This is a genomic window from Paraburkholderia sp. BR10872 (assembly GCF_040965835.1).
GTDB lineage: Bacteria > Pseudomonadota > Gammaproteobacteria > Burkholderiales > Burkholderiaceae > Paraburkholderia > Paraburkholderia nodosa_A.
Genome location: NZ_JBFRCN010000018.1, coordinates 99979 through 117748 on the forward strand (window position 1 = coordinate 99979; position 17770 = coordinate 117748).

Here is a 17770-nt window from a genome sequence, read left to right on the forward strand (position 1 = left end):
GAGGCACGACTCATGACGATCGCGAGAAATTCGCTGTTGACGCTGGAAGCCTACGCCAGGGTGCGGGGCGACATGCGCAAACGCATCATCGAGCACAAAAAGCAGCGCGTGGTATCGCTCGGCAATCACCTCACGTTCCTGTTCGAGGACGAGACGACGATCCGCTACCAGATTCAGGAGATGCTACACATCGAAAAGATCTTCGACGAAGACGGCATTCAGGGCGAACTCGCAGCCTATCTGCCGCTCGTGCCCGACGGCGGCAACCTGAAGGCGACCATGCAGCTCGAATACGCGAGTGAAGTCGAGCGGCGCGCGGCGCTGGCGCGGCTGATCGGCATCGAGGACAAGGTGTTCGTCCAGGTGGATGGCGAGCCGCCCGTCTACGCGATTGCCGACGAGGACCTCGAACGCGAGAACGCCGAAAAGACTTCGGCGGTGCATTTCGTTCGCTTCGAACTCACGCCGCAGATGAAAACGCGCTTGCGCGAAGGCGCCGCGCTCACGATAGGCTGCGATCATCCGAATTACCGCGTGCCGACCCAGACCATCGACGGCGAGGTGCGTGCCTCGTTGCTCAAGGATCTCGCCTGAGGCGCTTCAGACGCCCCATCAAACGTCCTTGCGGTACATGACGAAGCCAGGCTTCACGGCCACGTCGTCGTAAAGCCGCATGGCCGTGTGATTCGTCTCGTGCGTGTGCCAGTACACGCGCGCCGAATTCGACGCCTTCGCGTGCGCATACACGGCCTCGATCAGCGCGCGGCCCACGCCCTGGCCGCGCGCGTCTTCCACGGTGAAGAGATCCTGCAAATAGCAGATCGGCCCTTCCAGAATCGTGTTGCGGTGATAGATGAAGTGCACGAGGCCGAGCACGCGTTCGCCGCGCACGGCGATGAACGCGTGCATGGGCTCGTAGCCGTCGAAGAAGCGCGACCAGGTCGTGCGCGTGATGTGCTCCGGCAGCGCGGTGGCGTCGAAGCGGCCGTAAAAGCGGTTGTAGCCGTCCCAGAGCGGCAGCCATGCGGCGAAATCGTCGGGTGCGACGGCGCGGACCACAAGCGTCGTGTCGGTCATGTGTTGTCTCCTTGTTCACAGGCTTTCCCGGACTCCCAAGCGTAAGCGACTTGTGGCACCATTGTTAGTCCCACAGAAACTAAAAACAATGGAGCCACGGGTTTGGACTACGCGTTGATGATGACGGCCTATGCGAAGCGTGCCGTGCGCAAGCTCACGCAGCAGGACCTGCTTTACGAGAGCCTGCGCCGTGCGATTCTCGACGGCGACATTGGCCGAGGCACGCGCCTCGCGTCGAGCCGCGCGCTCGCGGAGCAGCTAGGCATCGCGCGCAACTCGGTGCTCTATGCGTATGAGCGGCTCGTGGAAGAGGGCTTCGTCAGCGCGACGCGCCACGGTTCGGTCGTCAACGCGGTCAGCGCCGGTGCAGTCGCAACCCCGGCCCAGACCACGCAGCGCGAAGAACCCGTGCCTGCGCTTGCGCGCCGCGTGCGCGAACTGCCGCCGCGCCGCGCGGGCCGCGACGGCTCGAAGGCGCTGCGCCCAGGCGTGCCCGCGCTCGACGCGTTTCCTTACGCGCAATGGCGCACGGCGGTCGAACGCGCGCTGCGCGAGTTGCGCGCGCACGATCTCGGCTATGGCGACAGCGCGGGCATGCCCGCACTGCGTCAGGCAATCGCGCAATACGTACGCGTGTCGCGCGGCGTGCGCTGCCAGCCCGACCAGGTGTTCGTCACGGACGGCACGCAGTCGAGCCTCGACCTGTGTGCGCGTCTCTTCGCGGACGAGGGCGAACGCGCGTGGATCGAAAATCCGGGCTACCTCGGCGCGCGCGTGGCGTTCACGGCCGCGGGGCTGCAACTCGTGCCGATGAGTGTGGATGCGGCGGGCATGTCGACGCGCCCCGAGGACTGGCGCGAGCGGCCGCCGCGACTCGTCTATCTCACGCCGTCGCACCAGTATCCGCTGGGCTGCGTGCTGAGCCTCGAGCGGCGGCTCGCGCTGATCGAGCAGGCGCGCGCGTGCGGCGCGTGGATCGTCGAGGACGACTATGACAGCGAGCTGCGCCACGACGGGCCGCCGCTGCCGTCGATCCAGGGCCTCGCCGACGACGCGCCCGTAATCTATCTCGGCACCTTCAGCAAGACGCTGTTTCCGGCGCTGCGCATCGGCTTCATGATCGTGCCGCGGCGTGTGGCCGCGCAGTTCGCGCAGGCGCACCACACACTCGTGCGCCAGGGGCGCGTGGCGGAACAACTGGCGCTCGCGGAATTCATCGAAAGCGGGCGTTACGCGCGCCATTTGCGGCGCATGCGCAAGCTCTACGAAGAGCGCCGCGACGGTCTGGTCGCCGCCATCGACAAACATCTGGCCGGCGTGATGACGGTGTCGGCGGACGCGGGCGGCATGCATTTGAGCGTACGCCTCGACGCGCCGCTCGCCGACGCCGATGTGAGCGAAGCCGCGCGCGCACACGGCCTGCATCTTTCGCCGCTGAGCGCGTATTGCGTCGATGCACCGGACGCCGCGCGCTACAACGGCTTCCTGCTCGGCTATGCGGAAACGCCGCCGGAGGTCGCCGACGCGCTCATGCAGACGCTCGCGCGCATCGTGCGCGAACGTCTGCCAGCGGCTCCATCGCTTATTGGTGGCCCGCAATCACATGCGGCAGATACGGCGCTTCGAGTGTCTTGATCTCTTCGTCCGAGAGCTTGAGCGAAAGCGCCGCCACAGCGTCTTCGATGTGCTGTGGCTTCGAGGCGCCGATGATCGGCGACGTGATGGCGGGCTTGTGCAGCAGCCACGCGAGCGCGACCTGCGCACGCGGGACGTCGTGAGCCCGCGCGATGGTGGCGACCGCATCGATGATAGCCTTGTCCGCATCGGCGCCATAGAGCGTCTTGCCGAACTTGTCGGTGGCCTCGCGCTCGCTCGTCTCGTTCCAGTCGCGCGTGAGGCGGCCGCGCGCGAGCGGGCTCCATGGCATGACGGCAATGCCCTGGTCGGCGCACAGCGGCAGCATTTCACGCTCTTCCTCGCGATACAGCAGGTTCACGTGGTCCTGCATGCTGATGAATTCGGTCCAGCCGTTTAGGCGCGAGGTGTAGAGCGCCTTGCTGAACTGCCACGCGTGCATGGAAGAAGCGCCGATATAGCGCGCCTTGCCGGCCTTCACGACATCGTGCAGCGCTTCGAGCGTTTCTTCGATGGGCGTGTTGTAGTCCCAGCGATGGATCTGGTAGAGATCGACGTAATCGGTGCCGAGGCGCTTGAGGCTATGGTCGATTTCCGTGAGGATGGCCTTGCGCGACAGGCCCTGGCCGTTCGGGCCGGGCCGCATGCGGTTGTACACCTTCGTGGCGAGCACGATGTCGTCGCGCTTGACGAAGTCGCGCAGCGCGCGCCCGACGATCTCCTCCGAGGTGCCGTCCGAATAGGTGTTCGCGGTGTCGAAGAAGTTGATGCCGGCGTCGAGCGCCTGACGGATGAGCGGGCGGCTGGCGTCCTCGCCGAGCGTCCACGGGTGCGCGCCGCGTTCGGCCACGCCGTAGGTCATGCAACCGAGACAAAGACGCGAAACCTGCAGCCCTGTCGAGCCGAACCTGACGTAATCCATTGCTGGTGCTCCTTGCGAATAGGCGTTTCAAGCAGAGGAAGTGCGTGCGCCGCGCGAGCGCGGCGGACTTTCGCAAGGGTATAACAGGCCGGCGGAACGTGCAGGGCGTGCCGCGTCAGAACATTTCCATCACACGGTGGTAGAGCATGCCGATTTCGAGCGCGGGCCGCCGCCACGCGGGGCCGCCGGGGAAGCGCGCGTGCCGCAGCTGCGCGAACAGATCGAACGAGGCGCGCTCGCCGACGATGGCCTGCGCAACGAGACGCCCCGCCATGCCCGTGAGCGCCACGCCGTGCCCCGAAAAGCCTTGCACATAGTAATAATTCGGGTCGATCGCGCCGAAGTCGGGCGCGCGGTTGCGTGTGACATCGACGAAGCCGCCCCATGCGTATTCCACGCGCGCACCGGCGAGCTGCGGGAAGGTATCGCTCATGCGCGTTTGCATGGCCGCTGTAAGGCGCTCGGGCGCGGCACCGGTCGAATCGGCGCGGCCGCCGAACAGCATGCGGTTGTCCGCCGAGACCCGGAAGTAGTCGAGAAAGAAGTTGTTGTCACATACGGCTGAACGTTGCGCGATCAACGAGTCGGCCAGCTCGCGCCCCAGCGGCTCGGTCGCGATGATGTACGAGGCGATCGGCGCGATACGCGCGGCCACGCTGCCGGGCAGCACGCCGCCCGGCGCGGCGTTGCAGCACGACACCACGAAGCGGCAGCGTACTTCGCCGTGCGTCGTTCTGACCACGGGCCGCGCGCCGCGTACGACTTCGAGCGCACGCGTATGCGCGAAGAGTCGCGCGCCTTCGCGGCGCGCTGCGTCGGCGAGGCCAAGACAGTACTTGAGTGGATGCAGATGCCCCGAGACGGGATCGTAGACCCCCGCGATATAACGCTGCGACGCCACCCGTGCGCGCGTGGCGTCGGTGTCGAGCCATTCGAGTCGATCGTAGCCCCAGCGCGTGCGTGCGGCGTCCATCCATGCGCGTAGATCGGGCACGCGCTTCGTTTTCGTCGCAACGGTCAGATAGCCCGGCGTGAAGTCGCAATCGATGCCATAGCGGGCGATGCGCTCGCGCACGAGGTTCACGCCCTCGATGGAGAGCGCCCACGCCGCACGTATGCCTTGCGCGCCAAGCTGCTTTTCGAGCACTTCGTCTTTCGCAAAGCCCACGAGCGTCTGCCCGCCGTTGCGGCCCGAGGCGCCCCAGCCGGGACGATGGGCGTCGAGCACCACGACCGAAAGGCCGCGTGCGCGGCACTCCAGCGCGACCGAGAGTCCGGCGAAGCCCGCGCCGATCACACAGACGTCGGCGTCGAGCGTGCCTTCGAGCACGGGGTCGTCGTCGGCGGGGCGCGTGGCGGTGGCTTCGTAGTACGAGTGGCGGGCGAGGGCGTCCGCCTGGGCGTCGAGGTCGAGTGTCATCAAAGCAGGTCCTTCATCCGATACCACGCCATCGCGAGCACGAGGGCAGGGGTTCGCAGTGTAGCGCCGCCCGGGAAATCGCGGTGACGGACCTTGCCGAACAGGTCGAAGCGCGCGGCCTGGCCGTGGATCGCCTCGGCGATCAGCGTGCCAGCGAGTCCCGTGGCGTTCACGCCGTGACCCGAGAAGCCCTGCGCGAAGTACACGGTGGGCGAGAGGCGGCCGAAGTGCGGCGCGCGGTTCATCGTGATGTCCACGTAGCCGCCCCACGCGTAATCCACCTTTACGTCGGCGAGTTGCGGAAACGTCTTCAGCATGTCGCGGCGCATGGCTTCGCCCAGATTGGGCGGTGCGAAGGTGGAATAGCTCACCTTGCCGCCCCAGAGCAGGCGCGTGTCCGCAGCGGGACGGAAGTAGTCGAGCACGAAGCGGCTGTCGCATACGGCAGCCTGGGCGGGCATCAGCGCATTCATGCGTTCGGCGCCGAGTTTTTCGGTGGCGATCACATAAGTGCCCACGGGCATGATCTTGCGCGCGAGCGCGGGAGCGAGATCGCCCAGATACGTATTGCATGCGAGCACGACGAACTTCGCGCGCACGCTGCCACGCGCGGTTTCGACCACATGCGCACCGTTTTCTTCGCGCAGTCGCGTGACAGGGCTGTTTTCGTACACGCGCACGCCCGCTTCGATCGCCGCACGCGCGAGCCCAAGTGTGTAGTTGAGCGGATGCAGATGCCCGCTATCGGGATCGTAGAGGCCGCCCGGATAGCGCGACGACGCGACGTAGCGTCCCACACCGTCGCCGTCTACATACTGGAACCGGTCGTAGCCGAAGCGCTGCGCCGCCTCGTCACGCCAGCGCTTGAGCGCATCCACGTCGCGCGCCTTGTTTGCGGCGGTGAAATAGCCTTCCGTGAGCGCGCAGTCGATGTTGTGCTGCTTGACGCGCCGCTTCACGATGTCGAGCGTCTCCAGGCCCATGTCCCAGATCTGCCGGACCTCCGCTTCGGGCATGAACTGCGCGAACGTGTCGATATCGCAGGCAAAACCGCCGATCAACTGCCCGCCGTTTCGCCCGCTTGCGGCCCACCCCACTCGCGAGGCTTCCACGAGCGCGACGCGGTGGCCGCGTTCGGCGAGGTTCAGCGCGGCGGAAACCCCTGTGAGGCCGGCGCCGACCACGCAGACATCGGCATCGAGCGCCTCTTCGAGCACCGGGTGCGCGGTGGTGTCGTTTGCGGTGGCCGCGTACCAGGACGGGGCATGAGGCTGATTGGCGAATTTGAGCATAGCGGAAAGCGAATCAGGAAACAGCGGGCGACAGCACGAGGCCGCCGCCCGCCGCGACTTCATCAGAACGAGTAGATGAACTGCGCGCCCAGCAAGTCGTTGCTCTTGCTGTACGAGCCGTCGCTGTTCAGGAACACGCGCTGCGTGGCCCAGTCGTGGCGATATTCCACCTTCACCTGGATCTGCTGCGTCGGGAAGAACAGCAGGTCGAGCGCGACGTCCTGACGTGTTGCACCCTTGCACTCGAAGCCGAAGCCGCCGCCCGCCTTCGAGTTTGCCAGGCAGTCCGCACCAATGCCGAAGCCGTTGGCCGTATCCATGCCGTTCGAGTTGAGCACGATGCCGCCGCCACCACCGCCGTTCTTGCCGTTCGCGAGCAGGTCGTAGCGCGCCGTCACGCCCATGCGGCCCACCACCGGTGCGAAGAACTTACGGTGCGCGAGCAGTGAGAAGCCGTACCACTGCGCGTTGCCGCCGTTGAATGCCGCGCGCTGCTGCTGGCCGTAATCGACTTCGGCGTTGTACTGGATGTCCGCGAGCGTGTAGCTTGCGTCCACTTCGCCGAAGAAGAAGTAGCCGCCCGAGCTCGATGCCTGGCCACCCACGCCGTACACGGCCTGACCCGTCGTCGAATCGAACGCGCTCGGCAGCGTCTGGCGGCCGATGTTGAACGAGCCGCCGATGTCGAGTGCGCTAGACCACGTGTAGTCGGCTCGCGCCGTGAACGTCGGGATCCTGTTGCTCGTGGTGATCGGGTCGCCCAGCGCGTTCTGGCCCGTCTGCACGACCGCGCCATTGGTGCGGTACTGCTCGTTGCCGATCATGAACTTGAACGCCCACTGGCTGCCGCTCGGTGTGTAGTTCCAGCCGATACCCACATAGCTGCCCGGATCGGAGAAGTCATAGAGCAGGTTATGCGTGAGCGTGAGCATCTGGTTGGACTGCTGCACCTCGTAGCCGCCAAAACTCGGCATGAGACCGGCGACGAACGTGCCCGTGGCAGTCACCGGCACGGTAACGACTGCCGTGTTCAGGATGTTGTTGCCAATTTCGCCGTGCTCGTTCTGCAGCAGCGTGATGCCGTTGCCGCGGTTGGGCATGAGCGTGATTTCGGCCGAAGGCGCCATCGGGCCCACGCCGAAGGTCTTCTTGATGTCGAGATAGACATCGCCGAACGTGCTGTTGAAGTAGTTATACGAACCCGTGTGGTTCGCGAACAGGAACGACGAGGTGCCCGGTGCACGGTTGTAAATGTACGTCGGGTCGATGTAGCCGGTGATCGACAGGCCCGCGAGCGGACCGGTGTTGGCGGCGTCGGTGAGCGAATCGACCTTGAGCTGCTGGTTCGCGATCTGCTGCTTCATCGCATCGACCTGGTCGTTGGTCAGGTTCGCCTGCGCCTTGCCGTAGTCGGGCGAGCTGATGTCGACCGGCGCTGCTGCGGCTACGGGTGTCACCGGTGCTGCGGCTACCACCTTGCCGCTGCTCTTCGACTGTGCCAGCTCGGTCTTCAGGGACTTGACCTCTTTTTGCAGGGCGTTGAGCTGCTCCTGCAGGGCCTTGATCTGTTCGCTGGTCGAGTCGGCAAAGGCGAGCCCTGGCAACGCCCCGGCCACCAGCAGACAGATTAACTTCTTCTTCATTGGAATTCTCCTTGTTGGTCGTTAATACAGATACTTCGGCGTGTGGCTGGGGCGCGGCGGGCGGCGCGCGCCGCCACCCGCACGGGTCGCATAGGGCTTCTTATGGATTGCTCGTCACGCCGCGCGCCGTCCGATCGGCGCACCCACCGCGCCGGCAGGGGCGGCGGCTGGCGTGCTGGCTTCGGCGGCATCGGGCTGGACGAAGGCGAGTTGCATGTCGCGCATGCGCTTCTTCTCGCGTGCGCTCATCAGCTGGTTCACAGCGATCACGCCGATCGTTACCGCGCTGATGAAGAGCGTGGCGAGCGCGTTCATCTCCGGGTTCAGGCCGAGACGTACGCGCGAGAACACGACGAGCGGCAGCGTGGTCGAGCCCGGTCCGGAAAGGAACGCGGACAGCACGAGGTCGTCGATCGAAAGCGTGAACGAGAGCAGCCAGCCCGAGAGCAGGGCCTGCGAGATGAGCGGCAGCGTGATGACGAAGAACACCTTGAGCGGCGTGGCGCCGAGATCGAGTGCGGCTTCCTCGAGCGACTTGTTCATCTCCTTCACGCGCGACTGCACGATGATCGCGACATACGACACGCACAGCATCACGTGGCCGATCCACATGGTCAGTACGCCACGTCCCTTTGGCCAGCCGAGCAACTGCTCCATTGCAACGAAGAGGAGCAGCAGCGAGATGCCTTGAATGACCTCGGGAATTACGAGCGGCGCGTTGATCATGCCCGCGAAGAACGCGAAGCCCCTGAAGCGGCCCATGCGGGCGAGCACGTAGCCGGCCCATGTGCCGATCGCGACAGAGGCGAACGCCGTCATCAGACCGATTTTCAGCGACAGCCACGCGGCGCTGAGCAGTTCGTCGTCCTGCAGCAGGGCGGCGTACCACTTCAGCGAGAAGCCCGACCAGACGGTGACTAGCTTGGACTCATTGAACGAATAAACGACGAGGCTGACGATCGGGATATACAGGAACAGCATGCCGAGCGTGAGCACCCCTGCGGAGAGTGCGCGATTGGGCTTGATCATTTGCGGTCCTCCAGTTCCTTGACCTGGTTGTGCTGGAAGAGAGCCATCGGCACGAGCAGCAGCAGCACCATCGCGACGGTGACGGCGGACGCCATAGGCCAGTCCATGTTGTTGAAGAACTCGTCCCACATCACGCGGCCGATCATGAGCGTGTCGGCGCCGCCGAGCAGTTCGGGAATCACGTACTCGCCCACGGCGGGAATGAACACGAGCAGGCTGCCCGCGATGATTCCGTTCTTCGAGAGCGGCAGCGTGATCCGTGTGAAGGCCACCCAGGGCTTCGCGCCCAGGTCGTAGGCGGCTTCGAGCAGCGTGAGGTCCATCTTCACGAGGTGCGCGTATAGCGGCATCACCATGAAGGGCAGGTACGAATAGACCATGCCGATGTAGACGCCCGCGTCGCTGTGGTAGAGACGCAGCGGAGAGTGGATCAGGCCGATGGCCATGAGCGCGTGGTTGAGCAGGCCGTCGTCCTTGAGAATGCCGATCCACGCGTACACGCGAATCAGGAACGAAGTCCAGAACGGCAGCATCACGGCCATCATGAGCAGGTTGCGTGTGGCCGGATTCGAGCGCGCGATGTAGTAGGCGATGGGGTAGCCGATCAACAGGCAGAAGATCGTCGAGACTGCCGCCATCTTCAGCGAGCTGATGTACGTGGCGATGTACAGGCTGTCCTGCAGCAGGAACGCGTAGTGGCCCAGCTGCAGCGCGAAGTGCACCACGCCGTCCTTCATCTCGATGAGATTCGAGTAGGGCGGTACGGCCATCACCTGGTCGGCGAAGCTGATCTTCAGCACGAGCACGAACGGCAGCGCGAAGAACAGCGTGAGCCAGATGAACGGCACGCCGATCACGGCGGTGCGGCCCGAGGGCACGAAGCGCGAGAAGAAGCGCGCGAGCGCGCCCCGGCGAGCATCTGCGGCGGCGCGGCCTGAGCCGGGCGTGGCGGGAATGGTGGTACTCATGATGGAGGTCTCCTTACTGCGTGAGCACGACGCCGCTGGCCGGCGACCAGGACACGTAGACATCGTCGTTCCAGGCGGGCGCGCCATCGTTCATGAGGTGCGAACTGGAGAGGTTCGAGACGACCACCTTGCCGCCCGGCAGACGCACGTGATAAAGCGAATAGCTGCCCATGTAGGCGACATCCGTGACCACGCCGCGCGCCCAGTTGTGCGGCGTGCCGGGCTTCTCGCGCGTTACGCGCACGCGCTCCGGCCGCACCGAAATACCCACGGGCATGCCGAGCGGGCCGGTCACGCCGTGGCTCACGTACATGCGCGTTTCGAGGTCTTCGCTTTCCACGAAGATGTGATCGGGCTCGTCCTCGACGACCTTGCCTTCGAACAGGTTGGTCGAGCCGATGAACTCGGCCGAGAAGCGGCTGTTGGGGAATTCGTAGACTTCGCCGGGCGAGCCGATCTGGACGATGCGGCCTTCGCTCATCACGGCGAGGCGGTTGGCCATGGTCATCGCCTCTTCCTGATCGTGCGTGACCATCACACAGGTGACATCGACTTTCTCGATGATGTTCACGAGTTCGAGCTGGGTCTTCTGGCGGATCTTCTTGTCGAGCGCCGACATCGGTTCGTCGAGCAGCAGGAGCTTGGGGCGCTTCACGAGCGAGCGCGCAAGCGCCACGCGCTGCTGCTGGCCGCCCGAAAGCTGATGCGGTTTGCGCTTGGCGTAACGGCCCATCTGCACGAGGTTGAGCGCGTCGGCCACGCGCTCGCGAATTTCGTTCTTCGGCACGCCTTCCTGCTTGAGGCCGAACGCGACGTTCGACTCCACGCTCATGTGCGGGAAGAGCGCATACGACTGGAACATCATGTTGACGGGGCGGCGGTACGGCGGCAGCGACGCGAGATCTTCGCCATCGACGAAGATGCGGCCCGACGTGGCCGTTTCGAGGCCCGCGAGCATGCGCAGCAGGGTGGACTTGCCGCAGCCCGAGCTGCCGAGCAGCGCAAAAAGCTCGTTCTTGGCGATGTTCAGGTTCACGTTGTCCACGGCAGTGCTATCGCCGAACTTCTTGACGACGTTTTCGATACGCACGAACGCATCGTTCGTTGCCGGGGTCGCGTTGGCGCGCGAAGCTTCTGGGGCGTTGACTTTGGACGTCGAATTCATGATCTGACCTTGGTTCCTTTCTGATCGCAGTACACGTTTTTCAGGCGCGAGCCGGCCTGCACGGGGCGCTGACGCGACTCGCGATTAGTACTGCGAACGGAGCTCGGAAAAGGCTCGCGCGCGTCGTCAAAGCAGGGGGGCGGCGCTGCGCGGCCTGACTTCGGAATTGCGTACTTCAGGCGGAGAGGGGTCGAGCGATCCCTCTTCCGCGTCGTCTCCTTCTTGTTTCCTTCAGGGGGGAATCAACGCGTCAGTGGCCGGTCTTCAACTGGGCCCACAGACGGTTTTCAAGGCGCAGGATGTCGGCCGGCATCGGCTTCATCAGCGTCATCTTCTTGAGCACGTCTTCCGACGGGTACACCGTCGCGTCCTGCGCGACTGCCGGCGTGACGAACTGGCGTGCGGCCTTGTTCGCCGTCGGGTAGAACACTTCGTTGGTGATCTGCGCGTTGACCTTCGGATCCGAGATGTAGTTGATCCACTTCATCGCGTTTTCGGGGTGCGGTGCGTCCTTGGGTATGACCATCACGTCGAACCACAGCAGACCGCCTTCCTTCACGTTCGAGAATTTGACGTCGTACGAGCGCTTGGCTTCTTCGGCGCGGCGGTGCGCGATGCCGACGTCGCCCGACCATGCCACGGCAACGCAGATATCGTTGTTCACGAGGTCGTTGATATAGCCCGACGAATTGAACTGGGTGATATACGGGCGGACTTTCTTCAGCACTTCGAATGCGGCTTGATAGTCCGCGGGGTTCGTGCTGTTGGGGTCCTTGTGCATGTATTGCAGCGTCGCGGCGAACACGTCCACGGCCTGGTCGAGGAACGACACGCCGCAGCCCTTGAGCTTCGAGAGATTTTGCGGATCGAACACGAGCGCCCAGCTATCGACCGGCGCGTTCGGCCCGAGCGCCTTTTCCACGGCCTGCTTGTTGTAGCCGATGCCATCGGTGCCGAACGCCCAGGGCACGCCGTACTGGTTGCCCGGGTCCGCGTCTGAGATCATGTGCATGAGCACGGGATCGAGGTTCGCGAGGTTGGGGATCTTCGATTTGTCGAGCTTCTGGTAGACACCCGCCTGAATCTGCTTGGCCATGTAATTCGAGGTGGGCACGACGATGTCATAGCCCGAGCTGCCGGCCAGCAGCTTGGCCTGGAGCGTGTCGTCGCTGTCGTAGTTGTCGTATTTGACCTTGATGCCCGCTTCTTTTTCGAAGTTCGGGATCGTGTCTTTCGCAATGTAGTCGGACCAGTTGTAGACGTTCAGATCGCCGTCTGCCGCGTGCGCTGGCGCGCTGGGAATGGCCGTGAGGCCTGCACACGCTGCGAGGGCCGCGATCGCGACCGCATGACGAAGATGACTAACACTCATGTTGCTTTCCCCTGAAGATGAAGATCGGCGGGAGGCCCAGCACCCCGTTGCGCCGCCCGCCGTGGACAAGTCGCGTTAAGAAAGACCCAGTTGTTGCGCGGTTTGGTCGATGGCCTTCTTCGCCTTCGACACGATTTCATCGATTTCGCCGCGCGTGACGACGAGCGGCGGCGAGAGCAGCATGCGGTCGCCCGTGGCACGCATGATGAGGTTGCCGTTGAAGCAGAAGTCGCGGCACAGCGTGCCCACGTCGCCGCCATTCGCGAAGCGCTTGCGCGCCTTCGGATCTTCGGCGAGCTGCAGGCCCGCCACGAGACCTGCGCCCGAGATGTCACCGATGATCGGATGATTGGCGAACGTCTCGCGCAGGCGTTGCTGGAAGTACGGGCCGGTGTCGTTCTTCACGCGCGTGACGATGCCTTCGTCGCGCAGCAGCTTGAGGTTCGCCACGGCCACGGCGGCGGCGACCGGATGCCCCGAGTACGTGAGGCCATGATTGAACTCGCCGTTCTCGATGAGCGCCTTCGCAATGCGGTCGTGAATGCCCACCGCGCCCATCGGCACGTAGCCGCTCGTGAGGCCCTTGGCCATCGTGATGAGGTCGGGCTCGAAGCCGAAGTGCTGATGCGCGAACCACTCGCCGGTGCGGCCGAAGCCACCGATGACTTCGTCGGCGCAGAGCAGGATGTCGTACTTGCGGCAAATGCGCTGTATTTCCGGCCAGTAGGTCGAGGGCGGGAAGATTACACCGCCCGCGCCCTGAAACGGCTCGCCGATGAAGGCGGCCACGTTCTCCGCGCCCACTTCGAGAATCTTCGCTTCGAGCTGCTGCGCACGCGCGAGGCCGAATTCCTCGGGCGACATGTTGCCTTGCGCTTCGCCATAGAAGTACGGCTGGTCGATGTGCACGATGTTCTCGACCTTCGAGGGCATCTGCTCGTGCATGTAACCCATGCCGCCCAGCGTGCCGCCCGCGATGGTCGAGCCGTGATACGCGTTGCGGCGCGAGATCACGACCTTCTTCGAGGGCTTGCCTTGCGTGAGCCAGTACTGATGCACGATGCGCAGCACCGTGTCGTTGCCTTCGGAGCCGCTGTTGCAATAGAAGAAGTGGTTGAACGGCTCAGGCGAAAGCTGCGCGAGCAGCGCCGACAATTCGATGACCGGCGGGTGCGTGGTCTTGAAGAAGGTGTTGTAGAAGGGCAGTTCCAGCATTTGCTCGTAGGCGGCGTCGGCCAGTTCCTTGCGGCCATAGCCCACGTTCACGCACCAGAGCCCGGCCATGCCGTCGATGATCTGGTTGCCTTCCGAGTCCCACAGGTATACGCCTTTCGCCTTCACGATCACGCGGCTGCCCGTCTGGTTGAGCGAGCCCATATCCGAAAACGGGTGAATGTGATGCGCGGCGTCCAGCGCGCGGTACTCGCTCGTCGAGCGCGCCGTTCGGCTGGATTGCGCGCGTAGCGTCGTCGGCACTTCCTGCAGCGCGCTGGCCGGGGCGTCGATTCGATAGCTCATTGCTGTATCTCCTTTCGTTTTTACACGTGCAGCAGCAGGTGCTTGCGTTCCCACGAACTGATCACGCGGAAATAGGCTTCGTATTCGGTTTCCTTGAGCGCGAGGTAGGCGCGCACGAACTTCTCGCCGAGGATGTCCTTGAGCGGCTCGCACGAGCCCATCAGCGTGAGGCCTTCCTCGAGATTGCGCGGCAGCTGGTAGGGCAGCGAATAGCCGTCGCTTACGAGCGGTTCGGTGGGCTTGAGATGCTGCGTCATCCCCAGATAGCCCGCGGCCAGCGTGCCGGCGATCGCGAGGTACGGGTTGGTGTCCACGCCGGGAATGCGGTTTTCCACGCGGCGCGCAGCCGGCGACGAGTACGGCACGCGGAAGCCCACGGTACGGTTGTCGTAGCCCCATGCCACGTTGATCGGCGCGGCCATGAAACGCGAAAGGCGGCGATACGAGTTGATGTACGGCGCGAAGATCGGCATGAGCGCTGGCGTGTACTTCTGCATGCCAGCGATATACGCGTAGAACATGTCCGTGGGCTTGCCGTCCGAACCCGTGAAGAGGTTCTGACCGCTTTCCTCCGAAACGAGGCTCTGATGCACGTGCATAGCCGAGCCCGGTTCGTTCTCCATGGGCTTGGCCATGAACGTGGCGTACATGTGATGGCGCAGCGCGGCTTCACGCACCGTGCGCTTGAAAAGGAACACGCGGTCGGCGAGGTTGAGCGGATCGCCGTGCAGGAAGTTGATCTCCATCTGCGCCGCGCCCACTTCGTGAATCAGCGTATCGACTTCGAGATCCTGAATATCGCAGTACTCGTAGATGTCTTCGAACAGCGGATCGAACTCGTTCACCGCTTCGATCGAATACGCCTGGCGGCCCGTTTCCGGACGGCCCGTACGGCCGATGGGCGGCGCGAGCGGAATATCCGGATCCTTGTTCATATCGACGAGATAGAACTCGAGTTCCGGCGCGATCACCGGCTTCCAGCCCTTCGCGGCATACAGGTCGAGCACGCGGCGCAGCACGCGGCGCGGCGAGATCTCGACAGGCGTGCCGTCGAAATGCACGCAGTCGTGAATCACTTGCGCGGTGGGATCGACAGCCCATGGAATGATGCGGATCGTCGAAGGGTCGGGCACACAGACCATGTCGGGGTCGGTGACGCCGGTGAGGCTTCCGTCCTCGGGGTAGTCGCCCGTTACGGTCTGGATCATCACGGCTTGCGGCAGGCGCATCGCCTCGCCCGATTCGAACTTGCTGCGCGGGATGATCTTGCCGCGCGCAATCCCCGCCATGTCGGGGATGATGGCTTCGATTTCGGTGATGTGGTGCTTCTTCAGGAATTCGTCGATTTCATGCATGATCTTTCTCTCTGTTCTGTATGGGCCGGCATCAGGCGTGGGCGGCGCGCGGCGCATGCGCCACGTCGTGTCCGGCCCCGCCCGGTATTCGGGCCAGCATGTGGTTGCGGCAGGCTTCGCCGAACGTGCGGAAGATAGCGGTGGACAGCGCGTCGTCGGCGTACTTCCATTCGGGGTGCCACTGCACGCCAAGCGCAAAACCGGGTGCGTTCGCGACGCTCACGGCTTCGATAAGGCCGTCGGGTGCGAATGCCTCGGCCACGAGGCCCGCGCCCAGCCGTTCGATGCCCTGACCGTGCAGCGAATTCACGCGTGCTTCGCGCGCGCCGCCCGCAAGCTGTTGCAGCACACCGCCTTCCACGAGCTTCAACGCGTGCGCCGGACCGTATTGCGTGTCGAGCGGATCGTCCTTGTTCTCGCGATGGTCGTCGTAGCGCGCAACGTTGTGCACCTGCTGATGCAGCGTGCCGCCGAACACCACGTTCATCTCCTGGAAGCCGCGGCAGATCGCGAGCACCGGAACGCCGGCCTCGATCGCGGCGCGCATGAGCGGCAGCGTGGTGGCGTCGCGAGCGGGGTCGTGCAGCGTGCCGCTCTCGCTTGCCGGGCCGCCGTAACGATGCGGCTCGACGTTCGAATAGCTGCCGGTGAAAAGCAGTCCGTCCACGGCTTCGAGAATGTCTGCCGCAGTCTGCCGCTCGCCCAGGGCGGGCAGCACGAGTGCGAGCGCGCCTGCTCCATCCACAGCCGCGGCGATGTACTTCTCGCCGGCAACATGTGACGCGTGCGCTCCCATCATCGTGCGGTCGGCCGTGACGCCAACTAATGGTCTGGTTCGCATGACTAATGATTCGCTTGCTTGCCCGTGCGTAGTGTGTCGGCGCTACGGGCGTGACATGACCTTGCAGCCTTGCGGGACGCAAAACTACAAACCCTGTGTGCTCCGCGCAGCGGCGCTAACGGATGGCGCTGCGCGTGGAGATCATGTAGGCGGTTCGTTTCTTGCCGTTGTGAGGCGCAACGGTGTTCAGGCGTGCGCAGCCACATCGCGAAGGCGCGACAGGACACTTCGCGAACCAACGACGGCGAAGAAAGCGAACAGCGCGGGAAGGAGAGGCGCTAGGGCAGAAGCGACGCGACTTCGTCCGTGTGGACGGCAATGAAGGCGCGTGCAGAGACCGAGTTGTGACGCCGAACAGAGCGGCGGGAAAGGATCGTGAAGACGGACAGGAACAGGCGAGAGGCAAGCCTGCCGCTACTGCCGTCGGCGATGGCGGTGCAGTCACTGCGAAGACACCTCGCATGACTACGATCCCACCTCACCAGAGGGCCACGGACTCTCACAATAACACTCGACTGGTTGCGTTGAAAAAGGCGTTTGGTTCAAGCATTCGAGGTCGTCAATTTCAGCGATGCATCAAACATTGAACGACATCGATGTATTGCTTTCCAAACTCAGCCGACTTGCTATGTTCCTCGCATAAAACGCGGTTTTTGCGTTGCAACGCGATAGAAACGATGCAGTGTTCGACCTGTAGTTCAGCATATACGAGTCAAAAAGGGCGTCAATTATTTTTTCAAGTTTTTGATGTCAGCACTTTCCCCGAGAGCCCTTTGAAATAGCTCGCTGTGCGAAATATCGGCTCCTGCACTTATATTTCGAATAACTTACAGGGGTTTGTACTGACGCAAAATAAAGCAAACTGATTAGAATATTCAACACGTCCACCGCGCCCTCTCCTCGCGCGTTCACTGCCAACGGTCCTTCATCGTGTCCGAGTCCGCCTCCATGTCATCCGAAGTCGCCACGCGTCTACGTTATGTCCGCAAACGCTATGGTTTGTCGCAGCGCGAGCTCGCCAAGCGCGCAGGCGTGACCAATGGTGCGATCTCGCTGATCGAGCAAAGTCGCGTCAGTCCCTCGGTGGGGTCGCTCAAGAAGCTGCTCGAATGCATACCGATGAGCCTCGCTGAATTCTTCACATTTGACCTGACCGAAGGGACAGAAGTCGTGTCGCGGCGCGGCGAAATGCCGAACCTCGGCAACGAATCGATCGAGTTCTATCTGGCCGGCGCGAATGTGAAGGACCGCAACATGGGCATCATGCGCGAGGTCTATCAGCCGCTGGCCGATACCGGCCCTGAAATGCTGGTGCATGCGGGGCACGAAGGGGGCGTGGTGGTCGCCGGACAACTCGAGCTGACCGTGGAGGGCACGACCTGGCTGCTCGACCCCGGAGACAGCTACTATTTCGAAAGCCGCTTCCCGCACCGGTTTCGCAATCCCAGCGCGAACGAAGTCTGCGAAGTGGTGTCGGCGAACTCGCCGCCCACCTTCTGACTCCCTGATCGCGCGAACCCGTTTCACCTGACG

The 17770-nt window shown here is 63.8% G+C and carries 15 protein-coding genes and 1 pseudogene; 3 read left to right on the top strand and 13 right to left on the bottom strand.

The genetic code is table 11. From position 1 onward, the window contains the following. Nucleotides 1–12 precede the first annotated feature (12 nt). Nucleotides 13–594 carry a DUF3501 family protein gene (locus tag AB4Y43_RS16425; protein WP_368606039.1) on the top strand — a complete coding sequence of 194 codons (582 nt, stop codon included), beginning with the start codon at nt 13–15 and terminating at the stop codon, nt 592–594. Between the two features lie 18 nt (nt 595–612). Here AB4Y43_RS16425 and AB4Y43_RS16430 read toward each other — a convergent pair whose 3' ends face one another. Then, nucleotides 613–1077 carry a GNAT family N-acetyltransferase gene (locus tag AB4Y43_RS16430; RefSeq protein ID WP_069261583.1) on the bottom strand — a complete coding sequence of 155 codons (465 nt, stop codon included), beginning with the start codon at nt 1075–1077 and terminating at the stop codon, nt 613–615. 102 nt (nt 1078–1179) lie between these two features. Here AB4Y43_RS16430 and AB4Y43_RS16435 point away from each other — a divergent pair, with 102 nt between their 5' ends. Then, the gene (locus AB4Y43_RS16435) at nt 1180–2712 is read left to right on the top strand and encodes a PLP-dependent aminotransferase family protein (RefSeq protein WP_342946821.1); all 1533 of its coding nucleotides are present in this window, start codon (nt 1180–1182) and stop codon (nt 2710–2712) included. On the opposite strand, the gene AB4Y43_RS16440 is transcribed toward AB4Y43_RS16435, so the two are convergent. From AB4Y43_RS16440 to AB4Y43_RS16495, 12 genes and pseudogenes are all read right to left on the bottom strand, one after another. Continuing rightward, nucleotides 2660–3634: an aldo/keto reductase gene (locus tag AB4Y43_RS16440; RefSeq protein ID WP_069261584.1), complete on the bottom strand. Its 975-nt coding sequence runs from the start codon at nt 3632–3634 to the stop codon at nt 2660–2662. The genes AB4Y43_RS16435 and AB4Y43_RS16440 overlap by 53 nt on opposite strands. 115 nt (nt 3635–3749) lie before the next feature. Further along, nucleotides 3750–5054, bottom strand: a complete 1305-nt coding sequence (locus AB4Y43_RS16445) for an NAD(P)/FAD-dependent oxidoreductase (RefSeq protein ID WP_368728242.1) — start codon at nt 5052–5054, stop codon at nt 3750–3752. Beyond that, complete coding sequence (locus AB4Y43_RS16450; protein ID WP_368728243.1) at nt 5054–6346, bottom strand: NAD(P)/FAD-dependent oxidoreductase; 1293 nt, start codon at nt 6344–6346, stop codon at nt 5054–5056. The genes AB4Y43_RS16445 and AB4Y43_RS16450 overlap by 1 nt, the downstream gene beginning before the upstream one ends. A 62-nt stretch (nt 6347–6408) precedes the next feature. Continuing rightward, on the bottom strand, nt 6409–7989 hold the full coding sequence (locus AB4Y43_RS16455) for a DUF3138 family protein (protein ID WP_069261586.1): 1581 nt from the start codon (nt 7987–7989) through the stop codon (nt 6409–6411). Between the two features lie 114 nt (nt 7990–8103). Beyond that, the gene (locus tag AB4Y43_RS16460; RefSeq protein WP_368728244.1) at nt 8104–9018 is read right to left on the bottom strand and encodes an ABC transporter permease subunit; all 915 of its coding nucleotides are present in this window, start codon (nt 9016–9018) and stop codon (nt 8104–8106) included. Further along, complete coding sequence (locus AB4Y43_RS16465; protein ID WP_368728245.1) at nt 9015–9986, bottom strand: ABC transporter permease subunit; 972 nt, start codon at nt 9984–9986, stop codon at nt 9015–9017. Before AB4Y43_RS16465 ends, AB4Y43_RS16460 begins: the two co-directional genes overlap by 4 nt. Before the next feature lie 13 nt (nt 9987–9999). Further along, nucleotides 10000–11088, bottom strand: a pseudogene (locus tag AB4Y43_RS16470) (ABC transporter ATP-binding protein); the annotation flags it as partial. 313 nt (nt 11089–11401) lie between these two features. Further along, complete coding sequence (locus tag AB4Y43_RS16475) at nt 11402–12523, bottom strand: polyamine ABC transporter substrate-binding protein (protein WP_069261590.1); 1122 nt, start codon at nt 12521–12523, stop codon at nt 11402–11404. A gap of 75 nt (nt 12524–12598) precedes the next feature. Further along, nucleotides 12599–14041: an aspartate aminotransferase family protein gene (locus AB4Y43_RS16480; protein ID WP_368606046.1), complete on the bottom strand. Its 1443-nt coding sequence runs from the start codon at nt 14039–14041 to the stop codon at nt 12599–12601. Between the two features lie 20 nt (nt 14042–14061). After that, nucleotides 14062–15396 (bottom strand): glutamine synthetase family protein, encoded by a 1335-nt coding sequence (locus tag AB4Y43_RS16485; protein WP_069261872.1) that lies wholly within the window; start codon nt 15394–15396, stop codon nt 14062–14064. 31 nt (nt 15397–15427) lie between these two features. After that, nucleotides 15428–16237 carry a gamma-glutamyl-gamma-aminobutyrate hydrolase family protein gene (locus AB4Y43_RS16490; protein WP_368728246.1) on the bottom strand — a complete coding sequence of 270 codons (810 nt, stop codon included), beginning with the start codon at nt 16235–16237 and terminating at the stop codon, nt 15428–15430. Between the two features lie 278 nt (nt 16238–16515). Continuing rightward, entirely contained in the window at nt 16516–16740 is a 225-nt protein-coding gene (locus AB4Y43_RS16495) for a hypothetical protein (protein ID WP_236596917.1), read from the bottom strand. A gap of 445 nt (nt 16741–17185) precedes the next feature. Between AB4Y43_RS16495 and AB4Y43_RS16500 the strand changes: the two genes are divergently transcribed. Beyond that, entirely contained in the window at nt 17186–17737 is a 552-nt protein-coding gene (locus AB4Y43_RS16500; RefSeq protein WP_069261593.1) for a cupin domain-containing protein, read from the top strand. The last annotated feature ends 33 nt before the right edge of the window (nt 17738–17770 follow it).